Origin of the sequence: Azotobacter chroococcum (assembly GCF_002220155.1) — a bacterium.
Taxonomy (GTDB): Bacteria; Pseudomonadota; Gammaproteobacteria; order Pseudomonadales; family Pseudomonadaceae; genus Azotobacter; species Azotobacter chroococcum.
The window spans coordinates 3,593,621-3,618,506 of record NZ_CP011835.1 but is presented as its reverse complement, the minus strand read 5'-3'; the positions used below and the strand labels follow the sequence as shown (position 1 = coordinate 3,618,506).

Here is a 24,886-nt window from a genome sequence, read left to right as displayed (position 1 = left end):
TTTCCCCACCGGCCCGGGGACCGACGACAAGCGTAGAAGAAAAGCGGCGTGGCGGATAAAACCGGGCCGGCGGCAGGACTGCCGGCCCTTGGCCGCCGGACGGGGGCCGGCGTTCTTGCAGGCCCGGTGCCGCCCGAGCCGCTTCGGCAGCCCAGACCCTAACTGGCGCGTGTGTATACCGCCAGGGTGGCGCCGATCTCGGCGAGGATGGCCGGATCGTCGATGGTCGAGGGAATGGCGACCGCCTCGCCGTTGGCGATCTTGCGCAGCACCGCCCTGAGGATCTTGCCCGAGCGGGTCTTCGGCAGGCGCTTGACCAGGGCGATCCGCTGGAAGCAGGCCAGCGCGCCGATCTGCTCGCGGATCATGGCGGTCAGTTCCCGCTGCAACTGCTGCTCGGCGATCCGCGCGCCGTCCTTGAGGACGATCAGCCCGAGCGGAACCTGCCCCTTGATCGCGTCGGGCACGCCGATCACCGCGCATTCCGCCACCGCCGGATGCCGGGCCACCAGATCTTCCATCTCGCCCGTGGAGAGGCGGTGGCCGGCCACGTTGATCACGTCGTCGGTGCGCCCCATGATGTGGACGAAGCCATCCTCGTCGAGATAGCCGCCGTCGCCGGTGTGGTAGTAGTCGGGGTAGGCGGCGAGGTAGGACTGCAGGTAGCGCGGGTGGTCGTTCCACAGGGTCTGCGCGCAGCCGGGCGGCAGGGGCAGGGCGATGACGATCGTACCCTGGCGGTTCGGCCCGAGCGGCTGGCCCTGCTCGTCCAGCACCGCGACCCGGTAGCCGGGCACCGCCCGGTTGCTCGAGCCGGGACGCGAGACGCAGCCTTCCAGCCCGGTGCAGGGGGCGGTGACCGGCCAGCCGGTTTCCGTCTGCCACCAGTGGTCGTGCACCGGCTTGCCGGTCAGTTCCTCCAGCCATTGATGCGTGCTCGAATCGAGCTTCTCGCCGGCCAGGAACAGGTGCTTGAGCGAACTCAGGTCGTGGTGCCTGCTCAGCGCGCCCGAAGGATCCTCCTTGCGTATGGCGCGGATCGCCGTCGGCGCGCAGAACAGGCTGTTGACGCCGTATTCCTCGATCACCCGCCAGTAGGCGCCGGCATCGGGCGTGCGGATCGGCTTGCCTTCGTAGAGCACGGTGGTGCAGCCGGCCATCAGCGGGCCGTAGACGATCAGCGAATGGCCGACCACCCAGCCGACGTCGGAGATGCCCCACCAGACGTCGCCGGCCTGCATGTCGTAGATGTGGCGCATGGCGAATGTGAGGGCGACCGCATTGCCGCCGTTGTCGCGGACGATGCCCTTGGGTTTTCCGGTGGTGCCCGAGGTGTACATGATGTACAGCGGATCGCCGCTGCCGACCGGCACGGGCTCCACCGGATCGGCCAGCGGGACGATGGCGTGCCAGTCCAGGTCGCGTCCGGGGACCAGCGTGACCGGCGCCTGTGGCCGCTTCAGTACCAGCACGTGTTCGGGCCGATGGCTGGCTAGTTCCAGGGCCTTGTCGACCAGCGGCTTGTATTCGATGACCCGCTCGAACTCCAGGCCGCAGGAGGCGGTGAGCAGCAGCCTGGGCTTGGCGTCGTCGATGCGCAGCGCCAGCTCGTGGGGAGCGAAGCCGCCGAACACCACCGAATGCACCGCGCCGATCCGCGCGCAGGCGAGCATGGCCATGGCCGCCTGCGGCACCATCGGCATGTAGATGATCACCCGGTCGCCCTTTTCCACGCCCAGCTCGCGCAGAGCGCCGGCCAGGCGGGCCACCTCGTCGCGCAGTTCGCGGTAGCTGTAGCGGGCCTTGCGGTTGGTGACCGGCGAGTCGTAGATCAGCGCCGTCTGCTCGCCGCGGCCCTGCTCGATCTGCTGGTCCAGGGCCAGGTAGCAACTGTTCAGCTGGCCGTCGGCGAACCACTGGTGGGTGCCGTCCGCCAGGGCGCGGAGCGTTTCCGTCGGGGAGCGGAACCAGCTCACGGCCTGTGCCTGCTCGGCCCAGAAACCGGCGGGGTCGGCGATGGAACGCTCATGGGAGTGCTGATAGTTCATCTTTTCGGCTCTCTGTTGTTGTTATTGACGAGAACGGCGAATGCGCGGGAACGGCGGCTACGGCGGAAGGCGGCGCGTTCGGCGGATCACCTCTGAGCCTAACAGTGCGCCCCCCCTTGGCAAGGCGGCCATGCGCAGAGCTGCTCTGCATTTATGCACAGAAGCCGAAGGCAAAGAGCCGGACTGTGCAAAACTGCCTCGGCGCTGCATGATCGAAATTTGCGATCTTCCCCAAGGCAAGGACATGGACTGGGACAATCTGCGCTTCTTTCTCGAACTGTCGCGGGCGAAAAAGCTGACGGTGGCGGCGCGGCGCCTCGGCGTCGATCACACCACGGTGGCGCGGCGGGTGCAGGCGCTGGAGAAGAGCCTCGGGCAGCCGCTGTTCATCCGCAGTGGCTCGGGCTACGCCCCGACGGAGGCGGGGCGCCGCTTGCTGGTCCAGGTGGAGGCGATGGAAAGCGCCTATCTGGCCATCGAGCAGGAGGATTCGGGCAGCGCCGACAACCTGTCCGGACTGGTGCGGATCGGCGCCACCGAGGGCTACGGCGTCGAGCTGCTCGCCGGCCAGCTGGCGGCCCTGACCCGGCGCCATCCCCACCTCTGCGTCGACCTGCTGGCCGTGCCGCGCATGGTGCATCTGGCCCGCCACGAGGCGGACATCGTCATCACCCTGGAGCGCCCCGAGCGCGGCCCCTACGTCATCACCAAGCTGACCGACTACGTGCTGCGTCTCTACGCCTCGGCGGACTATCTCGCCGCCCATCCGCCGATCGGCGGGCGCGACGATCTGAGGCAGCACAGCTTCGTCAGCTACATCGAGGACCTGCTCTACAGCAAGGAGCTGCACTATCTGGACGATATCGGCCGACCGCGGCAGATCGCCCTGCGCAGCACCAGCATCCTCGCCCAGCAGAGGGCCACCGCCGCCGGCGCCGGCATCGCCATCCTGCCCAGCTTCGCGGCGCGCAGGGACCCTGCGCTGGTGGAGCTGCTCGCCGACCAGGTGGAGTTCACCCGCACCTTCTGGATGCTGATGCCGGTGGAGAGCAAGGACCTGGCGCGGATGCGCGTGACCTGGGATTTCCTGCGCGACATGGCCCGCCAGCATCAGGACTTGATGATGGGGCGCTGAGCGGCAGGCCCGCTGCGGGCCTGCCGTTGCGAGCCACTGCTTGCCCGGAGGCTCACAGCGGGTAGTGGGCCAGCTCGCGGGCGATCAGCAGGCGCTGGATCTCGCTGGTGCCTTCGTAGATCTGGGTGATCCGCGCGTCGCGGTAATAGCGCTCCACCGGATAGTCCTCCAGGTAGCCGTAGCCGCCGTGGATCTGGATGGCCTTGGAGCAGACCCGCTCGGCCATTTCCGAGGCGTACAGCTTGGCCTGCGAGGCCTCCGACAGGCAGGGCAGTCCGGCGCTCTTCAGGCGCGCGGCGTGCAGGGTCAAGAGGCGCGCGGCGTTGAGCTGGGTGTGCATGTCGGCCAGCAGGTTGGCGATGCTCTGGTGCTCGACGATCGGCTTGCCGAACTGCACGCGCTCGCGGGCATAGGCCAGCGCCGCCTCGAACGCCGCGCGGGCGATACCGAGCGCCTGGGCGGCGATGCCGATGCGCCCGCCCTCCAGATTCGAGAGGGCGATGGCCAGCCCCTTGCCGCGCTCGCCGAGCAGGTTCTGTGCGGGGATGCTGCAGCCGGAGAGGCTCACCGCGCAGGTGTCGGCGGCGCGGATGCCCATCTTGTGCTCGCGGCGCTCGACGACGAAGCCTGGGGTGTCGGTGGGCACCAGGAAGGCCGACAGGCCCTTCTTGCCGAGTTCCGGGTCGGTCACCGCGAAGACAATGGCCAGCCGGGCGCGGCTGGCGTTGCTGACGAACTGCTTGGCGCCGTCGAGCACCCAGCGGCCGTCCCTGAGTTCGGCGCGGCTGCGCAGGTTGTGCGCCTCCGAGCCGGCCTGCGGCTCGGTCAGGCAGAAGCAGCCGATGGCGCGGCCCGTGGCCAGTTCGGTCAGCCAGGCGTCCTTCTGCGCCTGGCTGCCGTATTGCAGGAGGGGGCCGCAGCCGACCGAGTTGTGGACGCTCATCAGCGTGCCGAGGGCGCCGTCGCCGGCGGAGATCTCCTCCACCGCCAGGGCGTAGGCGACGTAGTCGACGTAGCTGCCGCCCCATTCTTCCGGCACCACCATGCCGAGCAGGCCCAGTTCGCCCATCTGCGCCACCAGGGCATCGTCGATCCAGCCGGCCTTTTCCCAGGCCTGCGCCCGCGGGGCGACCTCGCGGCGGGCGAAGTCCCGGGCCAGGTCGCGGATCATGCGTTGCTCTTCGCTCAGTTCGATATCGTGCATCGCGCTCACCTCTCGTTCGCTCAGGCCTGGCGGCGGGTCTTGCCGGCGCTCGGCCGGAAGCCGGCAAAGAAAGTCTGGACCCGTTCCGGCGTGACGTCCGCCAGGCGGGGCGGGTTCCAGCGCGGCGCCTTGTCCCTGTCGATCAGTAGGGCGCGCACGCCCTCCATGATGTCGCCGCTGGCGAACCACTGGCGGTCCAGGTGCAGCTCCAGGGCGAAGCAGTCGGCGAGGGACAGCGCGCGGCCGCGGCGCAGCAGCTCCAGGGTCAGGCAGACGGCCAGCGGCGAGCGGCCTTCCAGCAGTCCGAGGGTTTCCTCGGCCCAGTCGCGGTACTCGGGGCGCCGCTCCGCCTGCAGCGAGGCGCGGATGGCGGCGATGTCCGGCAGGGCGAAGTGCCGGTCGATGGCCGGGCGGAGGGCGGCGAGCTCCGAGGCCGGCAGCCGGTTCGCGGCCAGGGTGGCGAGCAGGGTGCGCAGGGCCTCGGCGGGATGCACGTTCCAGCCCATCTGGTCCAGGCAGCGGTCCAGCTCGGCGAACTGCTCGACGGGCAGATGGCAGTCGGCCAGGCCGCCGTAGAGGGCGTCGGCGCTGCGCACATGCACGCCGGTGACGCCCAGGTAGGTGCCCAGCTCGCCCGGCATGCGCGACAGGAAGTAGCTGCCGCCGACGTCCGGGAAGTAGCCGATGCCGACCTCGGGCATGCCCATCCTCACCCGCTCGCTGACCACCCGCAGCGCGGCGCCCTGGGCCAGGCCCATGCCGCCGCCGAGGACGAAGCCATCGAGCAGCGCCAGCACCGGCTTGGGGTAGGCGTGGATGTACTGGTCGAGGGCGTATTCCTCGACGAAGAAGATGTCGTGCTGGCCGTCGGCCTGTTTGTAGCTCTCGTACAGCCAGCGGATGTCGCCGCCGGCGCAGAAGGCCTTCTCGCCGTTGGCGCGCAGGACCACGGCGAGAATCTGCGGGTCGTCGGCCCAGGCCTGCAACTGCCGGTGCAGGAGGCGGACCATCGGCAGGCTGAGGGCGTTCAGGCCGGCCGGGCGGTTGAGGGTGAGGTGGCCGATGCGGTTGCGCACCGCCGCCAGTACGGGGGCTTCGCTCATGCCTGGGCGTCCTTGCGGTAGAGGTTGATGATCGCGGAGAAGTCCAGGGCGCCGTTGCCCTGGGCGCTGAACGCCTGGTAGAGCTGCTGGGCGAGGGCGCCGAGGAACACCGGCTGGCGCGCCTCGCGGGCGGCCTCGCTGGCCAGGCCGAGGTCCTTGAGCATCAGGTCGGTGCCGAAGCCGCCGCTGTAGCCGCGGGAAGCCGGGGCATTCTCCAGCACGCCGGGAAAGGGGTTGTAGGTGTCCGAGCTCCAGCAGCGGCCGCTGGAGGTATTGAGGATGCCGGCCAGCACCTGCGGGTCCATGCCCAGGGCGACGCCCAGGCTCATGGCCTCGGCGACGCCGATCATCGAGATGCCGAGCAGCAGGTTGTTGGCCACCTTGGCGACCTGGCCGTTGCCGGCGCCGCCGCAGTGGACGATGTTCCTGCCCATGGCGGCGAGGACCGGCCGGGCGCGCTCGAAATCCTCCGCCGCGCCGCCGACCATGAAGGTCAGGGTGCCGGCGGCGGCGCCGCCGGTACCGCCGGACACCGGCGCATCGAGCATCGGGTTGTCGTGGGCGCGCGCCGCGGCGGCGACTTCCCGGGCGCTCAGCGGGTCGATGGTCGAGCTGTCGATCAGCAGGACGCCGGGGCGGACCTGGGCGATCAGGCCGTCCGCGCCGAGGTAGACGCTCTTCACCTGGGCGGCGGCGGGCAGCATGCTGACGATCAGCTCGACGTCCGTCCGCGCCAGCGCGGCGGGGGAGGCGGCGGCCGTGGCGCCGGCCTCGACCAGGCCGGCCACGGCCGCCTCCGACAGGTCGAAGACGCTCAGCCGGTGGCCGGCCTTGAGCAGGTTGCGGGCCATGGGCGCACCCATGTTGCCGAGGCCGAGAAAGCCGATATGCATGGTGGTGTCCTCTTGTTCTTGTTATGGGATGGGGCGGCTGGCGCCGGCTGTAGGAGCGGATTCATCCGCGATGCTTCTGCTTTTGCCGGCATCGCGAATGAATTCGCTCCTACGGCTCTCCGGCAAGGGAGAGCACAGGCCTCGTCAGCGGTTCCTGAAGCTGGGCTGGCGCTTCTCGACGAAGGCGGCCATGCCTTCCTTCTGGTCCTCGGTGGCGAAGGTAGAGTGGAACAGCCGGCGCTCGAAGCGGATGCCCTCGGCGAGGCCGGTCTCGAAGGCGCGGTTGACCGACTCCTTGGCCATCATGGCGATGGGCGCGGACATCTGGGCGATCTTCCCGGCGGCGGCGAGCGCCTCCTCGATCAGCTTGTCGGCCGGCACCAGGCGGCTGACCAGACCGCAGCGCTCGGCTTCCTGGGCGTCGATCAGGCGCCCGGTGAGGACCATGTCCATGGCCTTGGCCTTGCCGATGAAGCGGGTCAGGCGCTGGGTGCCGCCGGCGCCCGGAATGGTGCCGAGGGTGATTTCCGGCTGGCCGAACCGGGCGCTGTCGGCGGCGATGATGAAGTCGCACATCATCGCCAGCTCGCAGCCGCCGCCCAGGGCGTAGCCGGCCACCGCGGCGATGCTCGGCTTGCGGAAGCTGGCCAGGCGCTCCCAGCTGGCGGTGATGAAGTCGGACTTGTAGACGTCCATGTAGCTCCAGTCCTTCATCGCCTTGATGTCGGCGCCGGCGGCGAAGGCCTTCCCGCTGCCGGTGAGGACCAGCGCGGCGACGCCGTCGTCGGCTTCCAGGGCATCGAGCAGGGCGCTCAGCTCGGCGGTCAGCGCCGGCGACAGGGCATTCAGGGCCTGCGGGCGGTTGAGGGTGATCAGCGCGACCTTGCCGTGCATTTCCAGCAGCAGGTTCTCGTAGGTCATGGCAACGCTTCCTTTCTCGGTGCGCGAGGCGCACGGTTTTACTTGAGGGTGATGGTGGTGTTGACCGGGCCGCCGACTTCGCTCTCGTCGAACCAGCGCTGGGTGACGGTCTTGGTCTGGGTGTAGAACTGCACCACCTGCTTGCCGTAGGGGCCGAGGTCGCCGAGCTTGGAGGCCCGCGAGCCGCTGAAGGAGAAGATCGGCACCGGCACCGGGATCGGCACGTTGATGCCGACCTGGCCGACGTCGATCTCCTCCTGGAAGTGCCGGGCGGCGGCGCCGGAGCGGGTGAACAGGGCGGTGCCGTTGCCGTGGGGGTTGGCGTTGACGATGGCGATGGCCTCGTCGAGGGTTTCGGCCCGCATCACGCAGAGCACCGGGCCGAAGATCTCCTCGCGGTAGATGCTCATATCGGCGCTGACCCCGGAGAAGATCGTCGGGCCGACGAAGTTGCCCTGCGCGTAGCCGGCCACGGCGGGGTTGCGGCCGTCCAGCTCCAGCCGGGCACCTTCCCGCACGCCGCGCTCGATCAGGCCGCCGACCCGGTCCAGCGCCGCGCAGGAGATCAGCGGGCCGACATCGGTGCCGGGCTCGCTGCCGGCGCCGACCTTGAGCGTTTTGGCCTTCTCCACCAGCTCCGGCAGCCAGGCCCGCGCCTCGCCGACCAGGATCGCCACCGACAGCGCCATGCAGCGCTGTCCCGCCGCGCCGAAGGCGGCACCGGCCAGGTTGGCGAGGGTCTGCTCCTTGTGCGCGTCGGGCAGGACGATCCCGTGGTTCTTCGCGCCCATCATGCACTGCACGCGCTTGCCGTTCTGCGAGGCGCGGTTGTAGACGTGGCTGCCGACCCGGCTCGAGCCGACGAAGGAGATCGCCTTGATGTCCGGGTGGTCGCAGAGCAGGTCGACCGCCTCGGCGCCGCCGTGGATCACGTTGAGCACCCCCGGCGGGATGCCGGCCTCCAGGGCCAGCTCGACCAGGCGCATGGTGACCATCGGGTCCTGTTCGGAGGGCTTGAGGACGAAGGTGTTGCCGGTGGCGATGGCCATCGGGAACATCCACAGCGGGATCATCGCCGGGAAGTTGAACGGGGTGATGCCGGCGCAGACGCCGAGCGGCTGCAGCAGGGTGTAGGTGTCGACGCCGGCGGCCACGTTGTTGGCCAGCTCGCCGAGCTGCAGGTTGCCGATGCCGGCGGCGTGCTCGACCACCTCCAGGCCGCGGAGCACGTCACCCTCGGCGTCGGCCAGGGTCTTGCCCTGCTCGGCGGTGAGGATCGCCGCCAGCTCCTTGAGGTGCTCGCGGATCAGTTGCTGGTATTTCAGGAAGATCCGCGCCCGGGTGCCGATCGGCGTCCTGCGCCAGCTCTTGAAGGCCTCGCGGGCGCTGGCCACCGCGGCGTGCATTTCTTCGGCGGTGGCGAAGGGGACGCGGGCCAGGACCTGCTGGGTCGCCGGGTTGACGACGTCGCGCCATTGCGTGGTGGTGGATTCGACGAACTGGCCGTCGATCAGCAGTTTGATGCTGGGGATGGAGCTGGAGTGGATCATCGCGTGTCTCCGCCTGCCGGGCCTTTTTGTTGTTATGGGGCTCGCTGACCGCTGCGAGGAATGGTTGGAGCCTAGCAGTGCGAATTTGCTCGATACAATGGCGATATCTGCAGAGCGACTCTGCAGAAATGCACATTATCATCGAGGCGGGGCGGGCGGCATTTCGCCATGAGCCGGGTGCGGCTGCGGCCTGCTCTCCGGGCCGACGCCGAGTCTTTCGAGGGTCAGGCCCAGTAGGCCGCGTCGTCGAGGATCTGCTGGTCCTGGGCAAAGGCCCGGGGCAGTTCCTCCTTGAGCAGTTCGATCCAGGTGCGGATCTTGGCGTCGAGGAAGCTGCGCGAGGGATAGAGCGCGTAGATGCTCCGCTGGTGCAACTGGTATTGCGGCAGCAGGCGCCTCAGGCTGCCCTGACGGAGGGCCTTGGCGGCGACGAAGCTGGGCAGCAGGCAGACGCCCATGCCGGCCGCCGCGGTCTGGGCCAGCGCCTCCGCGACGTTGACCTGGAAGTGGTCGCCGGGGCGCACGATCAGCTCGGCGTCGCCGTCCTGGAACACCCAGCGGTCGGGGAACAGCGGATCGACCAGGCGCAGGCAGCGGTGCTCGTGCAGGTCCTGGGGGGTCTTCGGGGTGCCGTGCCGTTCGAGGTAGTGCGGCGCGGCGCAGACCACGCTGTGCAAATCGCCCAGGCGCTGGGCCACCAGATCCGAATCGGGCAGGTCGCGGGACAGGGTGATGACCACGTCGTGTCCCTCCTCGAGCAGGTCCGGGGTGCGCTGCGACAGGGTCAGCTCCAGGGTGACCTCGGGATACAGCGCGGTGTAGTGCGCCACCAGCGGCGCCAGCTGCAGGGTGCCGAGGCTGGTGATCGAGTGCACGCGCAGGCGGCCGCGCGGTGTCAGGTGTGCGCCGCTGGCCTCGACGGCGGCGTCGTGCACCTCGGCGAGGATGCTCCGGCAGCGCTGCAGGTAGCGCTCGCCGGCTTCGGTCACCGCCAGGCGGCGGGTGGTGCGGTGCAGCAGGCGCGCCTGCAGGCTGGCCTCCAGATCGGACACCAGGCGCGACACCTGGGCGTTGGAAAGCTGCAGGGAGGTGGCCGCGGCGGTGAAGCTGCCGCTGTCCACCACCCGCACGAAGGCGCGCATCGCTTGCAGGATATCCATGACTGCTACTCCGGGACGGGAAACAGGCCGATTATGCGCAAAGCCGCTGCGCTTGTTGCCTTGAAAATCGCTCAAGAATCGCCGGCGCCGGCCTTTTCCGTCCGCTCAGCGTCCGCTCTGCTCGATCAGGATGCGTTCCTGGCTGCATTCGCCCGGGACGGCGCTGCGCGTTTTGGGTGGTTGCGGACCGATCAGCCCGGCGAGGGTCGGACCTTCCCGGAAGTCCACCGGCAGCCGTACCTGGATCTCGTGGAGGCGGTTGCCGGTGCACAGGAAGCTGAAGCTGTTGGGGGCGTCCGGATGGGTGCGCCTGAGGATGTCCTGCAGTTTGCGGCGTTCGACGCTCTTGCCGATGTTCGCCCGGATGTACTGGCCGAGTTCCGAATCGTTGACCGTGCGTACCGCGGTCACCGCCTGGCGGAAATACCCATCGTCGTCCATATGGGTCTGGCAAGTGCCGTGTTTCTTCCATTCGTAGTTGCCGAAGGCGTTCTCGAAGTGGAAGTTCGGCATCCAGGGTTTGATATAGGAAAGTGTTTCTTCACTGAGCTGGATGTCCGTTCTAGAGCAGTTGCCGTAATTCTTGCCGCACTCTTTCTTGTTCGGCCAGAGTCCATGCAGGGTGAAGTGGGCGATATTCAGTTCGCCACTGTCCAGAGCCCGGCACTCGGGTTTCTGTTTGCTCTTGCTTTTATCCAGCTTGTGTTCGCAGAACCCCGGCTGCCAGGTAATTGCCAGTACGTAGCTGTCCTGCAGGCCCGGGGTCTGGCAGATGCCGGCGGACTGTTGCCGGGGTTCGCGGCCGGCCGGTTTCGCCTGCGCCATGTCCTTGACCGTACCGCAGGCTTCCGGCACCCAGCGCAGCGGTTCGGCGATGCCGGGCATCTCGATCCGCAGCCACTGGTAATCCCGTTCGTCGATCTCGCGAACCCGGTATTCGCGGCCGCTTTCGGTCTTCGCCGCGCCGGGGTTGGTCTGCTTGCGGAACGACAGGTAGGCCTCGCAGTTCTGGCTGGCGACGAAGGTGCCCGAGGCGGGCTGGCTGGCCCAGGTGGTGCCGGCCAGCAGGCAAAGCAGGAGAGGCAGTGCGGATCTTTTCATGGGGATTTTGTTACTTTTTATTGCTGGAAAATAAATTAAGGTGTCTACGCCGGGGGATGCCGGATATATCGATGGCAAGGTCGCAGGTATGTCGAGATGTTACAAAGTTTGTTTAAATGTTTCCTTTGAAAAGGCCAATGCTACAATTGTGCCACTATAACAAGGCCGGCTGATGGAATGGATTTCCTTTTGCTACCGGTCGCGCCGGGACAGGTATCTTCTTCTGTAGTTTCACTACGCAAGGTTGTCGACGAAAGTTGCCCGCGCCGTTACTTCGCACGAAGTTCCGGCGGCATTCGGCTGCGCGTCTTTCGGCTTTCGAGAAGGTTCCCGGCAAGTTGCAACACTCACGATCACTACGAAAAAACAACAAGGTCATCCATGAAGAAAGTCATTGCCGCACCGGTTCTGCTCGCGCTGGCCATTTCCAGCGCCGTCGCCTCCGAAGGCCATCACGGCAAGCCGCACTGGACCTACGAGGGGCATAGCGGCGCCGAGCAGTGGGGCAACCTGCACAGCGACTACGCGACCTGCAAGCAGGGCCAGGCCCAGTCGCCCATCGATATCCAGCATTCCGCCGTCGCCGCAGCCGAGCTGTCGCCCATCGGCTTCGAATACGCGCCGAGCGCGGCGAAGGTCGCCAACAACGGGCACACCGTGCAGATCGATTTCGATGCCGCCGGCCACATCAAGCTGGGCGAGGAGAGTTTCCGCCTGCACCAGTTCCACTTCCATACGCCCAGCGAGGAGCGGGTGAACGGCGAGCACTATCCGATGGTCGCCCACATGGTGCATCGCAGCGGCGCCGGCGAGCTGGCGGTGGTGGCCGTGCTGTTCAAGGAGGGCGGGAAGCACGAGGCGCTGGACAAGGTGTTCGCCGCCATGCCGGACGAGGCCCATGCCAAGGCCGAACTGGCCGAGGCCTTCCATCCGGCCCACCTGCTGCCGGAGGAGCAGGACTACTACCACTACATCGGCTCGCTGACCACGCCGCCGTGCACCGAGGGGGTCCGCTGGCATGTGCTCAGGCAGCCGGTGGAGGTTTCCGCGGAGCAGATCGCCGCGTTCAAGCAGCTCTATCCGATGAATGCCCGCCCGGTGCAGCCGCTCAACGGTCGCGCGGTGCAGGCCCGCCTGTAATCCGGGGTTCGGGGACGGCCGGGCAGGTCCGCGCCACGACGCCTTCGGCCGTTCCCCGCTCCCTCCGGCCGGCACTTTTGTCCGGCCTGCCTCCGCACCGGCCTCGTCCACGCCTTTCCAGGCGCTCAATGCAGCGCCGCCACCACTTCCACCTGGCGCAGGCGCTGGCTCAGCTGCAGGCGCTCGGCCGGGTCGTCGCAGAGCAGCAGGGCGCGCTGCAGGTCGAAACGCTCGCCCTGGGGACATTCGAGCTGCTGGTAGAGCTCGGCGCGGGCGAGGTGGTCGGCGACGCTGGGCGGACCGAGCAGCAGGACCCGCTCGGCGTCCTTCAGGGCGGCCAGCGGATCGTCCTCCTGGCGGTGCAGCTGGCGCAGCTGGCGCGACAGCTGCTGCAGCAGGTTGTGCGCGGCGCAGGGCTGCAGGTGGCGGCTTTCGAGTTCCGCCGGCGCGCCGGGCTGGCGCAGCAGCAGCTCGCGGCAGTCGCGGTTGTACAGGCGGCGGCCGCTGACGGGATCGAGCAGGTGGTCGGCGTTTTCCATGCGCAGCAGGATCTGGCCGGGGAAATCCACGCCGTACAGGGGGATCTCCAGGCGCCGGGCGATTTCCAGGGCGATCAGCGCCAGCGCCAGCGGATGGCCGCGGCGCTTCTCCAGCACCCGGTGCAGCAGCAGGGCATGCGGGCGCAGGGGCAGGTGGCCCTCCTCGTGGAAGCCCAGGTCGTGCAGCAGGCGCAGCAGCGGCTGGCCCAGCTCCCGCGCCGGCAGGCCGGGCAGGCCGCTGGCGACCTGCTGCGCCAGTCCGCCGAGGTCGCGCAGGACGAGTTCGGGACGCAGCGCGGGGTCGTGCTCGGTGGCGATCCACAGGGCCGCCTCGAAGAGGGCCGGCGGGTCGCGTTGCAGGCAGGCAAAGCAGGCTTGGCGCGAGTTCATGGGCATACTCCACTACTTGTCCTGTTTTTAGCCGCTGCGGGACGATTCGTCCAGAACGCGCCGGCCGCTGTATTCCGGGGGCCGCGCCTATACTCAGGGTGAACAGCAGCAGGGGAGTATCGCCATGTTCGCCCTGATGAAGGCCGCCCGGCTCGAGGCATTGCATCTGGCGCGGGATCCCGTCACCGGCCTCGAGGCCATCATCGCCATCCACAACACCCGCCTCGGCCCCGCGCTCGGCGGCTGCCGCTTCCTCGACTATCCCGACACCGAAAGCGCCGTGCGCGATGCCATGCGCCTGGCCCAGGGCATGAGCTACAAGGCCGCGCTGGCCGAGCTGGAACTCGGCGGCGGCAAGGCGGTGCTGATCCGGCCGCCGCACATCGGCGATCGCTGCGCGCTGTTCCAGGCCTTCGGGCGTTTCATCGACTCCCTGGGCGGCCGCTACATCACCGCCGTCGACAGCGGCACCTCGAGCGCCGACATGGACTGCATCGCCTGCCAGACCCGGCACGTCACCAGCACCACCGACGAGGGCGATCCCTCGCCGCATACCGCCGAGGGGGTGTTCGCCGGCATCCGCGCCACGGCCCAGGCGCGCCTCGGCTGCGAGGAGCTGGAGGGCCTGCGCATCGCCGTGCAGGGCCTCGGTCATGTCGGCTATGCGCTGGTCGAGCGGCTCGCCGCGGCCGGCGCCGAGCTGCTGGTCAGCGACCTCGACCAGGGCCGCGTGCAGCAGGCGGTGGAACACCTGGGCGCGCGCCCGGTGGCCAGCGACGCGCTGCTCTGCGAGCCCTGCGACATCCTGGTGCCCTGCGGGCTGGGCGGCATCCTCAACGCCGAGTCGGTCGGCGCGCTGCGCTGCGCCGCGGTGGCCGGCGCGGCGAACAACCAGCTGGCCGGCCCGGAGGTCGCCGACCTGCTGCAGCGGCGCGGCATCCTCTATGCGCCGGACTACGTCATCAATGCCGGCGGGCTGGTCTACGTGGCGCTGCGCCATCGCGGCGAAAGCGACGAGAGCATCGGCGCGCACCTGGGCGGCATCCGCCAGCGGCTGAGCGCCATCTACGCGCGCGCCCAGGCTGAGGAGCGCTCGCCGGCGCGGATCGCCGACGAGGAGGCGGAGCGGCTGATCTACGGCTAGAGTTCAGGGGGTGCCGGCGCCGGGGAGCGCCACGCCACCCGCGCCTTCGCGACTTTCGACATGCATTTCGTGCACTGCCCGCCGTCACGAGCGGCGGGTTCGGACGCGCCCACAAGGCGCTGAGGAGCCCAGAATGTCACCCGAACTTCCCTATACCCGCTACCTGGCGCCCGACGGCCGCCCGGTGGCCGAGCTGCCCGGCTGGGCCGACGACTTCAACCTGCTGACCCGACTCTACCGGCAGATGGTGCTGACCCGCCTGTTCGACCAGAAGGCGGTGGCCCTGCAGCGCACCGGACGGATCGGCACCTACGCGCCGACCCTCGGCCAGGAGGCCATCGGCGTGGCCATCGGCAGCCTGATGCAGGCCGAGGACGTGCTGGTGCCCTATTACCGCGACACCGCCGTGCAGCTGATGCGCGGGGTGCGCATGGAGGAGATTCTCCTCTACTGGGGCGGCGACGAGCGCGGCAGCGACTTCGTCGATCCGCTGGCCGCCCAGGATTTCCCGATCTGCGTGCCGATCGCCACCCAGGCCCTGCATGCCTGCGGCGTGGCCACGGCGTTCAAGGTCCGCGGCGAGCACCGCGTCGCCGTCACCACCTGCGGCGACGGCGCGACCAGCAAGGGCGACTTCCTCGAGGCGCTGAACGTCGCCGGCGCCTGGCAGCTGCCAGTGGTCTTCGTGGTCAACAACAACCAGTGGGCGATCTCGGTGCCGCGGCGCATCCAGTGCGGCGCGCCGACCCTGGCGCAGAAGGCGATCGGCGCCGGCATCCACGGCGAGCAGGTCGACGGCAACGACATCCTTGCCGTCTGCGACCGCATGCGCCAGGCCCTGGCGCGCGCCCGCCACGGCAAGGGACCGGTGCTGCTGGAGTGTCTGAGCTACCGCCTGGGCGACCACACCACCGCCGACGACGCGACCCGCTACCGCTCCGCCGAGGAGGTCCGCCAGGCCTGGGAGGAGGAGCCGGTCAGGCGCCTGCAGGCCTTCCTCGCCGCCCAGGGCGTGTGGGACGAGGGCCGCGAGCAGGCGCTGATCGCCGACTGCCAGGCCGAGGTGCAGCGCGCCGTGGAGAGCTTCGAGGCGGCCGGCATGCAGCCCTTGGGCTCGGTGCTCGACTACGTCTACGCCCGCTGGCCGGCGGCGCTGGCCGAGCAGCGCGAGATGCTCGAGGAGCGGCTGGCCCGGCGCCAGGGAGGCGAACATCATGAGTAACGGCAAATACACCCTGGTGGAGGCGGTCAACCTGGCCCTGCACCGGGCGATGCGCGACGACGACAACGTGGTGGTGCTCGGCGAGGACGTGGGGGTCAACGGCGGGGTGTTCCGCGCCACCCTCGGGCTGCGCGAGGCCTTCGGCTTCAAGCGGGTGCTCGACACGCCGCTGGCCGAGACCATGCTCGCCGGCCTCGCGGTGGGCATGGCCGCCCAGGGCCTCAGGCCGGTGGTTGAGATCCAGTTCATGGGTTTCATCTACGCGGCCATGGAGCATCTGGTATCCCACGCCAGCCGCCTGCGCAACCGCACCCGCGGCCGGCTGAGCTGCCCGATGGTGCTGCGCACGCCGATGGGCGCCGGAATCCGCGCGCCGGAGCACCACAGCGAGAGCACCGAGACGCTGTTCGCGCACGTTCCCGGTCTGCGTGTGGTGGTGCCGTCGTCCCCGGCGCGGGCCTACGGCCTGCTGCTGGCGGCCATCGACGACCCCGACCCGGTGATCTTCCTCGAGCCGACCCGGCTGTACCGGATGAACCCGCAGCCCCTGGTCGACGATGGCCTGCGCCTGCCGCTGGACAGCTGCTTCACCCTGCGCGAGGGCCGCGACCTGACCCTGGTCAGCTGGGGCGCCAGCGTCCACGAGAGCCTGCAGGCCGCGAGCGCCCTGGCCGAGCGCGGCATCGACGCCGAGGTGATCGACGTCGCCTGCGTCAAGCCGCTCGACCTCGACACCCTGGAGGCCTCGGTGCGCAAGACCGGCCGCTGCGTGATCGTCCACGAGGCGCCGAAGAGCTGCGCGGTCGGCGCGGAGATCGCCGCCAGCCTCTACGAGCGTGTCCTGCTCGACCTGCACGCGCCGATCCAGCGGGTCACCGCGCCGGACATCCCGCCGCCGCTGTATCGCCTGGAGCAGTACTACCTGCCGGGCGTCGAGGACATCCTCGCCGCCTGCGAGACGGTGCTGGACTACGCCTGAGCGACAGAGGAGAACGAGCATGAAATATTTCAAACTGCCCGACCTCGGCGAGGGCCTGCAGGAAGCCGAGATCGTCGAGTGGCACGTCAGGGCTGGCGACAGCGTGAAGGCCGACCAGCTGCTGGTCTCGGTGGAAACCGCCAAGGCCATCGTCGATATCCCGGCGCCCCATGATGGCGTGGTGGCGAAGATCTTCGGCCAGGTGGGCGATCTGCTGCACGTCGGCGAGCCCTTGGTCGGCTACGAAGGGGAGGGTGATGCCGGTACCGTGGTCGGCCGCCTGGAAGGCGGCGCCGAGGGCCAGGCGGACAGCTTCTGCATCGGCGCCGCGCCCTCGACCCGCGAGCACCTGGCGCCGCGGGCGACCCCGGCGGTGCGCCAGCTGGCGCAGAAGCTCGGCGTCGAGCTGGCCGGCCTGAGCGGCTCCGGGCCGGACGGGCTGGTCACCCGCGCCGACGTGGAGGCCGCCGCGGAAGGTGCGCGCGAGCGCTTCGGCGGCGAGAAGCTGCGCGGCGTGCGGCGCAGCATGGCGCTCAACATGGCCCGCGCGCATGCCGAGGTGGTGCCGGTTAGCCTGTTCGCCGACGCCGACCTGCACCGCTGGGCGCAGGCCCGCGACCCGCTGGTGCGCCTGGCCATGGCGATCGCCGCCGCCTGCGCCACGGAGCCGGTGCTCAATGCCTGGTTCGACGGCAAGGGTCTGTCGCTGCGCCAGCACGCCCAGCTCGACCTGGGCATCGCCGTGGATACCCCGGACGGCCTCTTCGTGCCGGTGCTGCGCAACGTCGGCGCGCGTAGCGCCGAGGATCTGAAGGAGGGCATGGCGCGGCTGCGCGCCGACGTCCAGGCGCGCTCCATCCCGCCCCAGGAGATGATGGGCGCGACCCTCACCCTGTCCAACTACGGCACCCTGTTCGGCCGCTATGCCAGTCCCGTGGTGGTGCCGCCGCAGGTGGCCATCGTCGGCGCCGGCGCGATCCGCGAGGAGCCGGTGGCGGTGGACGGCCAGGTGGTGGTGCATCCGCTGCTGCCGCTGTCCTTGACCTTCGACCACCGCGCGGTCACCGGTGGCGAGGCGGCGCGCTTCCTCAAGGCGCTGGTCGCGGCGCTGGAGCAGCCGTGACTTCTTCCCCACAGCCCAGGCCCTGACGTATCGGGATAATCCGGCAGAACAGCGGCGAAGGCCAGTTGGCTGACGCCGCTGCCTGTCGATGGCGATCAGTCCTGCCCCTGCAGGCGGATACCGCGGGCGTGCAGCAGGGGAGGGACGATCAGGATCAGCAGCGTCAGGGCGAGGAGCACGGCAGAAATGGGTTGCGTCACGAACACGAGCCAATCTCCCTGGCTGATGGACAGGGCATTGCGCAGCTGCTTTTCGGCCATGGGGCCCAGCAGCATGCCCACGATCACGGGGGCGATGGGAAAATCGAGACGGCGCATCAGTACCCCGAGCCAGCCGATCGCCAGCATGAGCAGGAGGTCGAAGGAGGACTGGCGCATGCCGTACACGCCGATGGTGGCGAACACCAGAATTCCGGCGTTCAGGTAGGGGCGGGGAATCCGGAGAAGCTTGACCCAGAGGCCCACCAGGGGAAGGTTCAGGATGAGCAGGATGGTGTTGCCGATGTACAGAGAGGCAACCAGGGCCCAGACCAGCTCTCCTGAGGTCTGGAAGAGCAGCGGACCCGGCTGCAGGTTGTAGTTCTGGAAAGCGGCCAACAGAATCGCTGCGGTGGCAGAGGTGGGTATGCCCAGGGTCAGCAGCGGTATCAGGGAGCCCGTTGCGCTCGCGTTGTTGGCCGCCTCGGGGCCGGCAACGCCCTCGATGGCCCCCTCGCCTTGGTTGGCTGCGAACTCTTGCGGATGCTTGCTGAGTTTGCGCTCGGCCGAATAGGACAGGAAAGTCGGAATTTCAGCGCCGCCTGCCGGAATCGATCCGAACGGAAAGCCGATGAGCGTTCCCCGTAGCCAGGCCGGAATCGATCGCTTCCAGTCGGCGCGGGTCATCCATACGGAAGTCAAACGATGCCGGCTGCCCGTTTCTTCCCCCTGGTAGAGCACGCCGTACAGGGCTTCACCGACGGCAAACAGCCCGACGGCAACGAGTACGACCTCGATGCCGTCGATCAGCTCGGGTATCCCCCAAGTGTAGCGGGCAACGCCCGAGAGGGAGTCCAGGCCGATCAAGCCGATGGTCAGTCCAAGGCCCAGCGAGGCGAGGCCGCGCAGCATGGAGGATCCGAGCACCGCGGACACGGTCGTGAAGGCGAGCACCAGAATCGCGAAATATTCCGCGGGGCCGAATCTCAGGGCGAAGTCGGCAATGACAGGCGCAAAAAGGGTCAGCAAGACCGTGGCGATCGTTCCGGCCACGAATGAACCGATGGCTGCCGTTGCCAGGGCGGGGCCTGCCCGTCCGTTGCGTGCCATCGAGTTGCCTTCCAGGGCCGTGACCATGGAGGCCGACTCTCCTGGCGCATTGAGCAGGATGGAGGTTGTGGAGCCTCCGAACTGGGCGCCGTAATAGATGCCGGCGAACATGATCAGGGCGCCGGTGGGATCGACCTTGGCCGTGATTGGCAGCAGCAGGGCAATCGTCAGCGCCGGTCCGATACCCGGCAGGACACCGATCGCGGTGCCAAGCAGGCAGCCGATAAACCCACATAGCAGATTGATCGGCACAAGCGCCGTGGTGAAGCCTGTGGTCAGGCTCGAGAAGATTTCCTCCATGTTTACCTCCTTGAGCCCGGCTCAGATCCAGGCATTGACGAGAGGCGGAAGGGAAACTCCAAGCCCGATGCTGAAGAGCCAGTAGACCGGTAGTGCCAGAGCGATGCCGATGGCAAGGTCCCGTGCCGGACGGCGGCTACCGAACCCATGGGCCGAACAGGCAAACAGCTGCGCCGCAGCCAGTACGAACCCGATATGCGTGATGAGCAGGGCACAGATCGCAAGACCCGCGGTAACCCAGGCGGCTCCAGTCTTGCCGCCGGGCAGGGCCTTGGTAACTCTGCCGCTGTCGTATGCAGGCTCTCGGGAGCCAGCGGTGACAGCCTGAAGGCTTGTCAATACACCTACGATCCCCAGGAACACTGCCACGGCATAGGGATAGACGTGAGCACCCAGAATGGTGAATCCCTTCTCCACCGGAAAACGGAATGCACCGAACGCCAATACCGCACTCATGAAGATGAGACTTGCGCCTACCGCCAGCTGTGCCGGCCATACTTTTCGAGGACGGGTCATATCAGAGCAGACCGACCTTGATCAGCATGTCGCGCAGGCGAGAGTGCTCATCTTCAACGAACCTGGCAAAGTCATCGCCACTGATGAAGCTGGGTAGCCATGCATTGGCTTGAAGGCTTTTTTTCCACACGTTTGTGTTGGTGGCAGCCAGAACAGCGTCGGTCACTTCCTGGCGTTGCGCAGGCGTGAGGTCGGCTGCGCCATAGACACCGCGCCAATTGTCGGTGGTCATGTCCAATCCCTGCTCTTTGAGCGTCGGTGCATCGACACTGGCAATGCGGGTGGGCGAGCCGACGGCGAGTACGCGGAACTGACCGGATTCAATGTATTTTGAAAGCTCGGCATAGCCGCCGGTGATCGCCGTGACATGGCCTCCCAGGGTCGCCGCGACGGCTTCGCCCCCTCCGCCGAAGGCGATGTAGTTCACCTTGTCGATTGGAATATTCAGCTTGCCCGCCAATTCGGCGATTCCGATGTGATCCACCGAACCCTTGGAGCCGCCAGCCCATTTGACGCTGGACGGGTTGGCCTTGAATTCGGTCAGCAGGTCGTCCAGCGTCTTGTAGGGGGACGCGTTGCGCACGGCGATCACGTTGTATTCGTGGAAAAGCCGCGCGATCGGCGTCACATGCTCCAAGGTGATCGGCGGCTTGTTCTGTGCCACGGCACCGACCATGACCGCGCCGACGATGAGCAGGGCATTCGGGTCGCCCTTGGTGCTGTTGGCGAATTGCGCCAACCCGAGCGTTCCTCCGGCGCCGCCCTTGTTCTCGAAGGTGACCGCCTTTGCCGCCTTGGCCTCGATCAAGGCCTTGCCCAATAGGCGGGCGGTCTGGTCATAACCGCCGCCGCTGGGGCCGGGGACCATGAATTTGACGGTGTCCAGCGCAAGGGCCGATGTGGCGAGCAGGGTGAGGGCTGTGACGGTCAATATACCGAAGCGACGGAGCGAGACGAACATGGGTTGTCTCCAGGCACCAATGATGCATTGATGCCAGGTGAATATTTGTCATCCATTCCAGTTGGGTTTCGACCAATGACCGGACGCCACTCGGCGAAGGTGCGCCCGTGGACAAGTGTAGGTCAGCGCGTGGAGATTTTAGCCAGCCTCGACGCGGGAAGGCTTGAAGGCATCAGGACTGCAGTCTTCGTCGACATGTTGAGTGGTTCAACCGGCCACGGATCACTGTTTCCGTTCTGCTGGCGCTTTTCCGGCAGTTCGGGACAGGCGGTTCGGAGCTGGCTTGTCAGCGCTGGGGGAGGGCGGCAAGCGGGGGGCTTGCCTTATTTCCCGCTCGCCAACTCGCCCTTCACCGCCGCGATGCAGCCCGGCAGCCGGTCCGGGTTCCGCCACTGTTCGGCGTCGATGAGGTGGCGCAGGGCGATGCCCGTGTCGTCGGACAGGGTCATCAGAATGCTGCCGTCGAGGCTTTGCACGCAGAAGTTCACGTTGTAGTCCGCCTGGAAAGCCTCGCTGAGGATCTGGAAAGGGCTGTCCATGGGCGTATTTCCTGCAACAGTGGCTGATGAAAAATGGACCGGCAGCCTGGGGGCAAGTTCGTGCGCCGGCTATCCGACCATTTTCCCGATCAATGACCTTGAGTTTGATTCGACGATTTGCAAAACATGTGCTAGTGCGTTCCGGCGCCGAGCCGTTGATAATGCCCTACGGATCGCGATGACAATCTGGTCTGTTTCCTGCATGCTCCATGCATCCATTCAAGGCCGCCTGCCGGGCCTTCTCCGACGGGCGCTTACGCGAGGGCTGTAAATTGAAGATCGAAAAAGCTGAAGAGTTGCGGCAGCACATGCATGGGCTGGCCGAGTCGCTGGGCAACCTGCTGGTCGAGGGTTTCCACTACATGGCGCTGTTCGCCATCGGCGGCGTGACGGCCTGGGCCGCGGTGCATGCCTTCTTCGACATGGTGGCGAAGGGGCACATCAGCATCGACGACATTCTCCTGCTGTTCATCTATCTCGAACTCGGCGCCATGGTGGGGATCTACTTCAAGACCAACCACATGCCGATCCGCTTCCTCATCTATGTGGCGATCACCGCGCTGACCCGGCTGATGATCGGCGACATTTCCCACAACCACACGCCCACCTGGGGCGTGGTCATGGTGTCCGGGGCGATCCTGCTGCTGGCCGTGTCGAACCTGGTGGTGCGCTACGCCTCCTCGCGCTTCCCGTCCGAGCAGTCGGACAGCCCGTCGTCGGTGCGCCGGCGCTTCGTGACCTCGAAGGAAAAGTCCGCCGCCACGGCCGAATGATCGGAGCGCCCCGCCCGGAGGCGGGGTGTCGTGCAGGGATGCACGCCTTCTTGCGGTTTTCGCTGCGGCAGCGCCGTAGCGCTCTTCACTCCAGCGGCGCGAACAGCGCGGCGATGTCCTCCTCGTCCATCCGCCACTCGCCCTGGACGGCGCCTTCCAGCAGGCCGCGGGCCAGCTCGGCCTTGGCCTTCTGCAACTGCTGGATCTTCTCCTCGACGCTGCCGCGGGCGATCAGCCGGTAGACGAACACCGGCTTGTCCTGGCCGATGCGGTAGGCGCGGTCGCTGGCCTGGGCCTCGGCGGCCGGGTTCCACCAGGGATCGAAGTGGATCACGGTGTCGGCGGCGGTCAGGTTCAGCCCGGCGCCGCCGGCCTTCAGGCTGATCAGGAACACCGGCAGGCGGCCGGCCTGGAACTCCTCCACCGGCGTACGCCGGTCGCGGGTGCTGCCGGTCAGTTGGGCGTAGGGGATCTTGCGGGCCTTCAGCTCCGCGGCGATCAGCTCGAGCACGCCGGTGAACTGCGAGAACAGCAGCACGCGCCGGCCCTCGGCGAACAGTTCCTCGAGCATCGGCAGCAGCGCGCTCAGCTTGGCGGAGTCGGCGCTCTTGCAGCCGGCCGCCGCCTCGTCGTCGAGCAGGCGCAGGTCGCAGCACACCTGGCGCAGGCGCAGCAGGGCCTCGAGGATCAGCAGCTGGCTGCGCGCCAGGCCCTGGCGCTGGATCTCCGCGCGGATCTTGCTGTCCATCGCCAGGCGCACGGCCTCGTAGCGGTCGCGCTGCGCCTCGGTCAGTTCCAGGTACTGGGTGATCTCGCTCTTCGGCGGCAGCTCGGGGGCCACCTGTTCCTTGGTCCGGCGCAGCAGGAAGGGCCGCACCCGCGCCTTGAGGTGGGCGAGGCGGTTGAGGTCGCCGTGCTTCTCGATGGGCAGGCGGTAGTCCTGCTTGAAGGCCTGCTGGTCGCCCAGCCAGCCGGGCATCAGCAGGTGGAACAGCGACCAGAGCTCGCCCAGGTGGTTTTCCATCGGCGTTCCGGTCAGGCACAGGCGATGCCGGGCGTTGAGTTCCCGCGCGGCCTGGGCGGCCTTGCTGCGCGGGTTCTTGATGTTCTGCGCCTCGTCGAGGATCAGGAGGTGGTAGGGCTGGTGGGCCAGGGCCTTGAGGTCCCGGGCCAGCAGGGCGTAGCTGGTCAGCAGCAGGTCGGCGTTGCCCATCTCCGCGAACAGGGCGCTGCGCCTGGAGCCGTGCAGGGCCAGCACGCGCAGGTCGGGGGCGAAGCGCGCGGCCTCGTCCTGCCAGTTGGGGATCAGGCTGGTCGGCATGACGATCAGCGCCGGCGCGCTCAGGCGTCCGGCTTCCTTTTCCAGCAGGATGTGCGCCAGGGTCTGCAGGGTCTTGCCGAGGCCCATGTCGTCGGCCAGCACGCCGCCGACCTGCAGCTCGCGCAGCGTCTGCAGCCAGGCCAGCCCCTGCAGCTGGTAGGGACGCAGCTCGGCCTGGAGTCCGGCGGGCGCCTGCATGGCCTGCTGCGGCAGGTCGCGCAGGCGCCGGGCGAAGTCGCGCAGCGCCTCGCCGCCTTGCCAGTGCAGCGGCAGCCCCTCCTCAAGGGTGGCCAGCCGGGCCGCGTCGGGGCGCGCCAGGCGCAGGCGCTGCGGGGCCTCGCCCGGTGCCTGGAAGAACAGTTCGCCGAGACTGGCCAGGAGAGGCCGGAGGCGGCCGAAGGGCAGGGCGAGGCGCTGGCTGGCGCCCGGCGCGCGCGACACCGGCACCAGCAGCAGCTCGTCGTCGGCGCGCCGGGCCAGGGCCTCCGGGGTCAGCAGCCAGGGGTTGTGACGGATCGCGTGGAGCAGGATCGGCAGCAGGCTGAGGCGCTGGCCCTGCACCTCAATGCCCATTTCCAGCTCGAACCAGTCCTGCTCGGCGGCCGGCTCCAGTTGCAGGTACCAGTCGTCGATGTCCAGCAGGTTGTAGTGGAACTCCGGGCGCATCTCGATGCGCCAGCCCTGCTCGTGCAGGCGCGGCAGGTCGTGGCGCACCCAGTGCAGCCAGCTGTCGTCGTCGAGCAGTTCGAAAAGCTCGCCGGCCGTCTCCGGCAGGGCCTCGCTCTTGCGCAGGGCGATGTGGAAGCCCTGCGCGGCGAGGGACTGGCGGTGGTGCGCCTCGGCCTCGGGATGGCGGCGGATGCGCAGGGTCTCCGTGGCGCCGGGCACCAGCAGGTCCCTGGCCGGCTTGCCGAAGGTCAGCTGCTCGCCGTAGTGGAAGGCCAGCGCCGCGCGGTGCTGGGTCTGCTCGACCATGCGGCCCTTGCGCGCGTCGTAGTGCAGGCGCACGTGGCTGCCGAGGGTCAGCTGGGGGACGGGCTCGAGGTCGTCGACGCGCCGTTCGGGCAGTTGGGGCCTGGGCTCGGCGGGCGGCGACTGGCGCTGCAGGGTGAGCAGGGCGGCGACCACATGCTTGCAGTTGTGGCCCACCGGGCAACTGCAGCTGCCTTCGATGCGCCAGTGGTCGGCCTGGGGCTGCAGGTGGATGTGCTGCCGGTAGCGACGGGTCACCGAGCCCCGGCAACTGGCGTCGACTTCGTGCGCGGCGACCTGCAGCAGGGTGCAGCGTCCCTGGCTGGCATAGTCCTGGCCGCGTTGCAGGGTGCCGGGGTCGAACTGGTCCCGCCAGTCTTCCTGGCGCAACCGAAGAAGATCCGGCTGCATCAGCGGTCCTGCCGTGGCGGATGCTGCAGGGAAGGGAAAATAGTGTGCATGGGCGCTGGAAAATTGATGGAAACCGCCGATTCTCTCACAGCAGGACGCATTGGGCAGCCTTGACGGCCGGCATCTGGACGGAT

General features: G+C 68.2%; 21 protein-coding genes. 7 read left to right on the top strand and 14 right to left on the bottom strand.

Translation table 11 applies throughout. From position 1 onward, the window contains the following. Positions 1–158 precede the first annotated feature (158 nt). On the bottom strand, positions 159–2,048 hold the full coding sequence (locus tag ACG10_RS16820) for a propionyl-CoA synthetase (protein WP_089169089.1): 1,890 nt from the start codon (positions 2,046–2,048) through the stop codon (positions 159–161). 244 nt (positions 2,049–2,292) lie between these two features. Between ACG10_RS16820 and ACG10_RS16815 the strand changes: the two genes are divergently transcribed. Further along, positions 2,293–3,183 (top strand): LysR family transcriptional regulator, encoded by an 891-nt coding sequence (locus ACG10_RS16815; RefSeq protein ID WP_089169927.1) that lies wholly within the window; start codon positions 2,293–2,295, stop codon positions 3,181–3,183. A 52-nt stretch (positions 3,184–3,235) separates the two neighbouring features. On the opposite strand, the gene ACG10_RS16810 is transcribed toward ACG10_RS16815, so the two are convergent. The 7 genes from ACG10_RS16810 to ACG10_RS16780 form a co-directional block, all read right to left on the bottom strand. After that, a complete protein-coding gene (locus ACG10_RS16810) occupies positions 3,236–4,387 on the bottom strand; it encodes an acyl-CoA dehydrogenase family protein (RefSeq protein WP_089169088.1) in 1,152 nt (383 codons plus the stop codon). Between the two features lie 20 nt (positions 4,388–4,407). Then, positions 4,408–5,490, bottom strand: coding sequence for an enoyl-CoA hydratase/isomerase family protein (locus ACG10_RS16805; protein ID WP_089169087.1), 1,083 nt, complete (start codon positions 5,488–5,490; stop codon positions 4,408–4,410). Then, on the bottom strand, positions 5,487–6,383 hold the full coding sequence (gene mmsB / locus ACG10_RS16800; protein ID WP_089169086.1) for a 3-hydroxyisobutyrate dehydrogenase: 897 nt from the start codon (positions 6,381–6,383) through the stop codon (positions 5,487–5,489). The genes ACG10_RS16805 and mmsB overlap by 4 nt, the downstream gene beginning before the upstream one ends. Positions 6,384–6,527: 144 nt before the next feature. After that, positions 6,528–7,304 (bottom strand): enoyl-CoA hydratase, encoded by a 777-nt coding sequence (locus ACG10_RS16795; RefSeq protein ID WP_089169085.1) that lies wholly within the window; start codon positions 7,302–7,304, stop codon positions 6,528–6,530. Between the two features lie 38 nt (positions 7,305–7,342). Beyond that, positions 7,343–8,854, bottom strand: a complete 1,512-nt coding sequence (locus ACG10_RS16790; protein ID WP_089169084.1) for a CoA-acylating methylmalonate-semialdehyde dehydrogenase — start codon at positions 8,852–8,854, stop codon at positions 7,343–7,345. Positions 8,855–9,078: 224 nt separating this feature from the next. Then, the gene (locus tag ACG10_RS16785; RefSeq protein ID WP_089169083.1) at positions 9,079–10,014 is read right to left on the bottom strand and encodes a LysR family transcriptional regulator; all 936 of its coding nucleotides are present in this window, start codon (positions 10,012–10,014) and stop codon (positions 9,079–9,081) included. Between the two features lie 105 nt (positions 10,015–10,119). Then, entirely contained in the window at positions 10,120–11,115 is a 996-nt protein-coding gene (locus tag ACG10_RS16780; RefSeq protein ID WP_089169082.1) for a ribonuclease T2, read from the bottom strand. A 381-nt stretch (positions 11,116–11,496) separates the two neighbouring features. Between ACG10_RS16780 and ACG10_RS16775 the strand changes: the two genes are divergently transcribed. Then, a complete protein-coding gene (locus ACG10_RS16775) occupies positions 11,497–12,255 on the top strand; it encodes a carbonic anhydrase (protein WP_089169081.1) in 759 nt (252 codons plus the stop codon). Between the two features lie 125 nt (positions 12,256–12,380). On the opposite strand, the gene ACG10_RS16770 is transcribed toward ACG10_RS16775, so the two are convergent. Next, positions 12,381–13,184, bottom strand: coding sequence for a SirB1 family protein (locus ACG10_RS16770; protein WP_089169080.1), 804 nt, complete (start codon positions 13,182–13,184; stop codon positions 12,381–12,383). 124 nt (positions 13,185–13,308) lie between these two features. On the opposite strand from ACG10_RS16770, the gene ACG10_RS16765 reads away from it, so the two are divergent. The 4 genes from ACG10_RS16765 to ACG10_RS16750 all read left to right on the top strand — a co-directional run bounded on the left by ACG10_RS16765 (position 13,309) and on the right by ACG10_RS16750 (position 17,652). Next, positions 13,309–14,328, top strand: a complete 1,020-nt coding sequence (locus ACG10_RS16765; RefSeq protein WP_089169079.1) for a Leu/Phe/Val dehydrogenase — start codon at positions 13,309–13,311, stop codon at positions 14,326–14,328. Between the two features lie 133 nt (positions 14,329–14,461). Continuing rightward, on the top strand, positions 14,462–15,550 hold the full coding sequence (gene pdhA / locus ACG10_RS16760; RefSeq protein ID WP_039805763.1) for a pyruvate dehydrogenase (acetyl-transferring) E1 component subunit alpha: 1,089 nt from the start codon (positions 14,462–14,464) through the stop codon (positions 15,548–15,550). Then, entirely contained in the window at positions 15,543–16,529 is a 987-nt protein-coding gene (locus ACG10_RS16755) for an alpha-ketoacid dehydrogenase subunit beta (RefSeq protein WP_089169078.1), read from the top strand. Before pdhA ends, ACG10_RS16755 begins: the two co-directional genes overlap by 8 nt. 19 nt (positions 16,530–16,548) lie before the next feature. After that, positions 16,549–17,652: a dihydrolipoamide acetyltransferase family protein gene (locus tag ACG10_RS16750; protein ID WP_089169077.1), complete on the top strand. Its 1,104-nt coding sequence runs from the start codon at positions 16,549–16,551 to the stop codon at positions 17,650–17,652. Between the two features lie 95 nt (positions 17,653–17,747). On the opposite strand, the gene ACG10_RS16745 is transcribed toward ACG10_RS16750, so the two are convergent. From ACG10_RS16745 to ACG10_RS16730, 4 genes are all read right to left on the bottom strand, one after another. Then, positions 17,748–19,259, bottom strand: a complete 1,512-nt coding sequence (locus tag ACG10_RS16745; protein ID WP_089169076.1) for a tripartite tricarboxylate transporter permease — start codon at positions 19,257–19,259, stop codon at positions 17,748–17,750. Positions 19,260–19,280: 21 nt separating this feature from the next. Further along, positions 19,281–19,775: a tripartite tricarboxylate transporter TctB family protein gene (locus tag ACG10_RS16740; RefSeq protein ID WP_089169075.1), complete on the bottom strand. Its 495-nt coding sequence runs from the start codon at positions 19,773–19,775 to the stop codon at positions 19,281–19,283. A gap of 1 nt (position 19,776) precedes the next feature. Beyond that, entirely contained in the window at positions 19,777–20,736 is a 960-nt protein-coding gene (locus ACG10_RS16735; RefSeq protein ID WP_089169074.1) for a Bug family tripartite tricarboxylate transporter substrate binding protein, read from the bottom strand. A gap of 323 nt (positions 20,737–21,059) precedes the next feature. Further along, complete coding sequence (locus tag ACG10_RS16730; RefSeq protein WP_089169073.1) at positions 21,060–21,275, bottom strand: DUF3509 domain-containing protein; 216 nt, start codon at positions 21,273–21,275, stop codon at positions 21,060–21,062. A 272-nt stretch (positions 21,276–21,547) separates the two neighbouring features. Between ACG10_RS16730 and ACG10_RS16725 the strand changes: the two genes are divergently transcribed. Continuing rightward, complete coding sequence (locus ACG10_RS16725) at positions 21,548–22,048, top strand: phosphate-starvation-inducible protein PsiE (protein ID WP_089169072.1); 501 nt, start codon at positions 21,548–21,550, stop codon at positions 22,046–22,048. Between the two features lie 85 nt (positions 22,049–22,133). Here the strand turns inward: ACG10_RS16725 and ACG10_RS16720 are convergent, their stop codons facing one another. Continuing rightward, positions 22,134–24,752, bottom strand: a complete 2,619-nt coding sequence (locus ACG10_RS16720; RefSeq protein WP_089169071.1) for a DEAD/DEAH box helicase — start codon at positions 24,750–24,752, stop codon at positions 22,134–22,136. Positions 24,753–24,886: the final 134 nt, after the last annotated feature.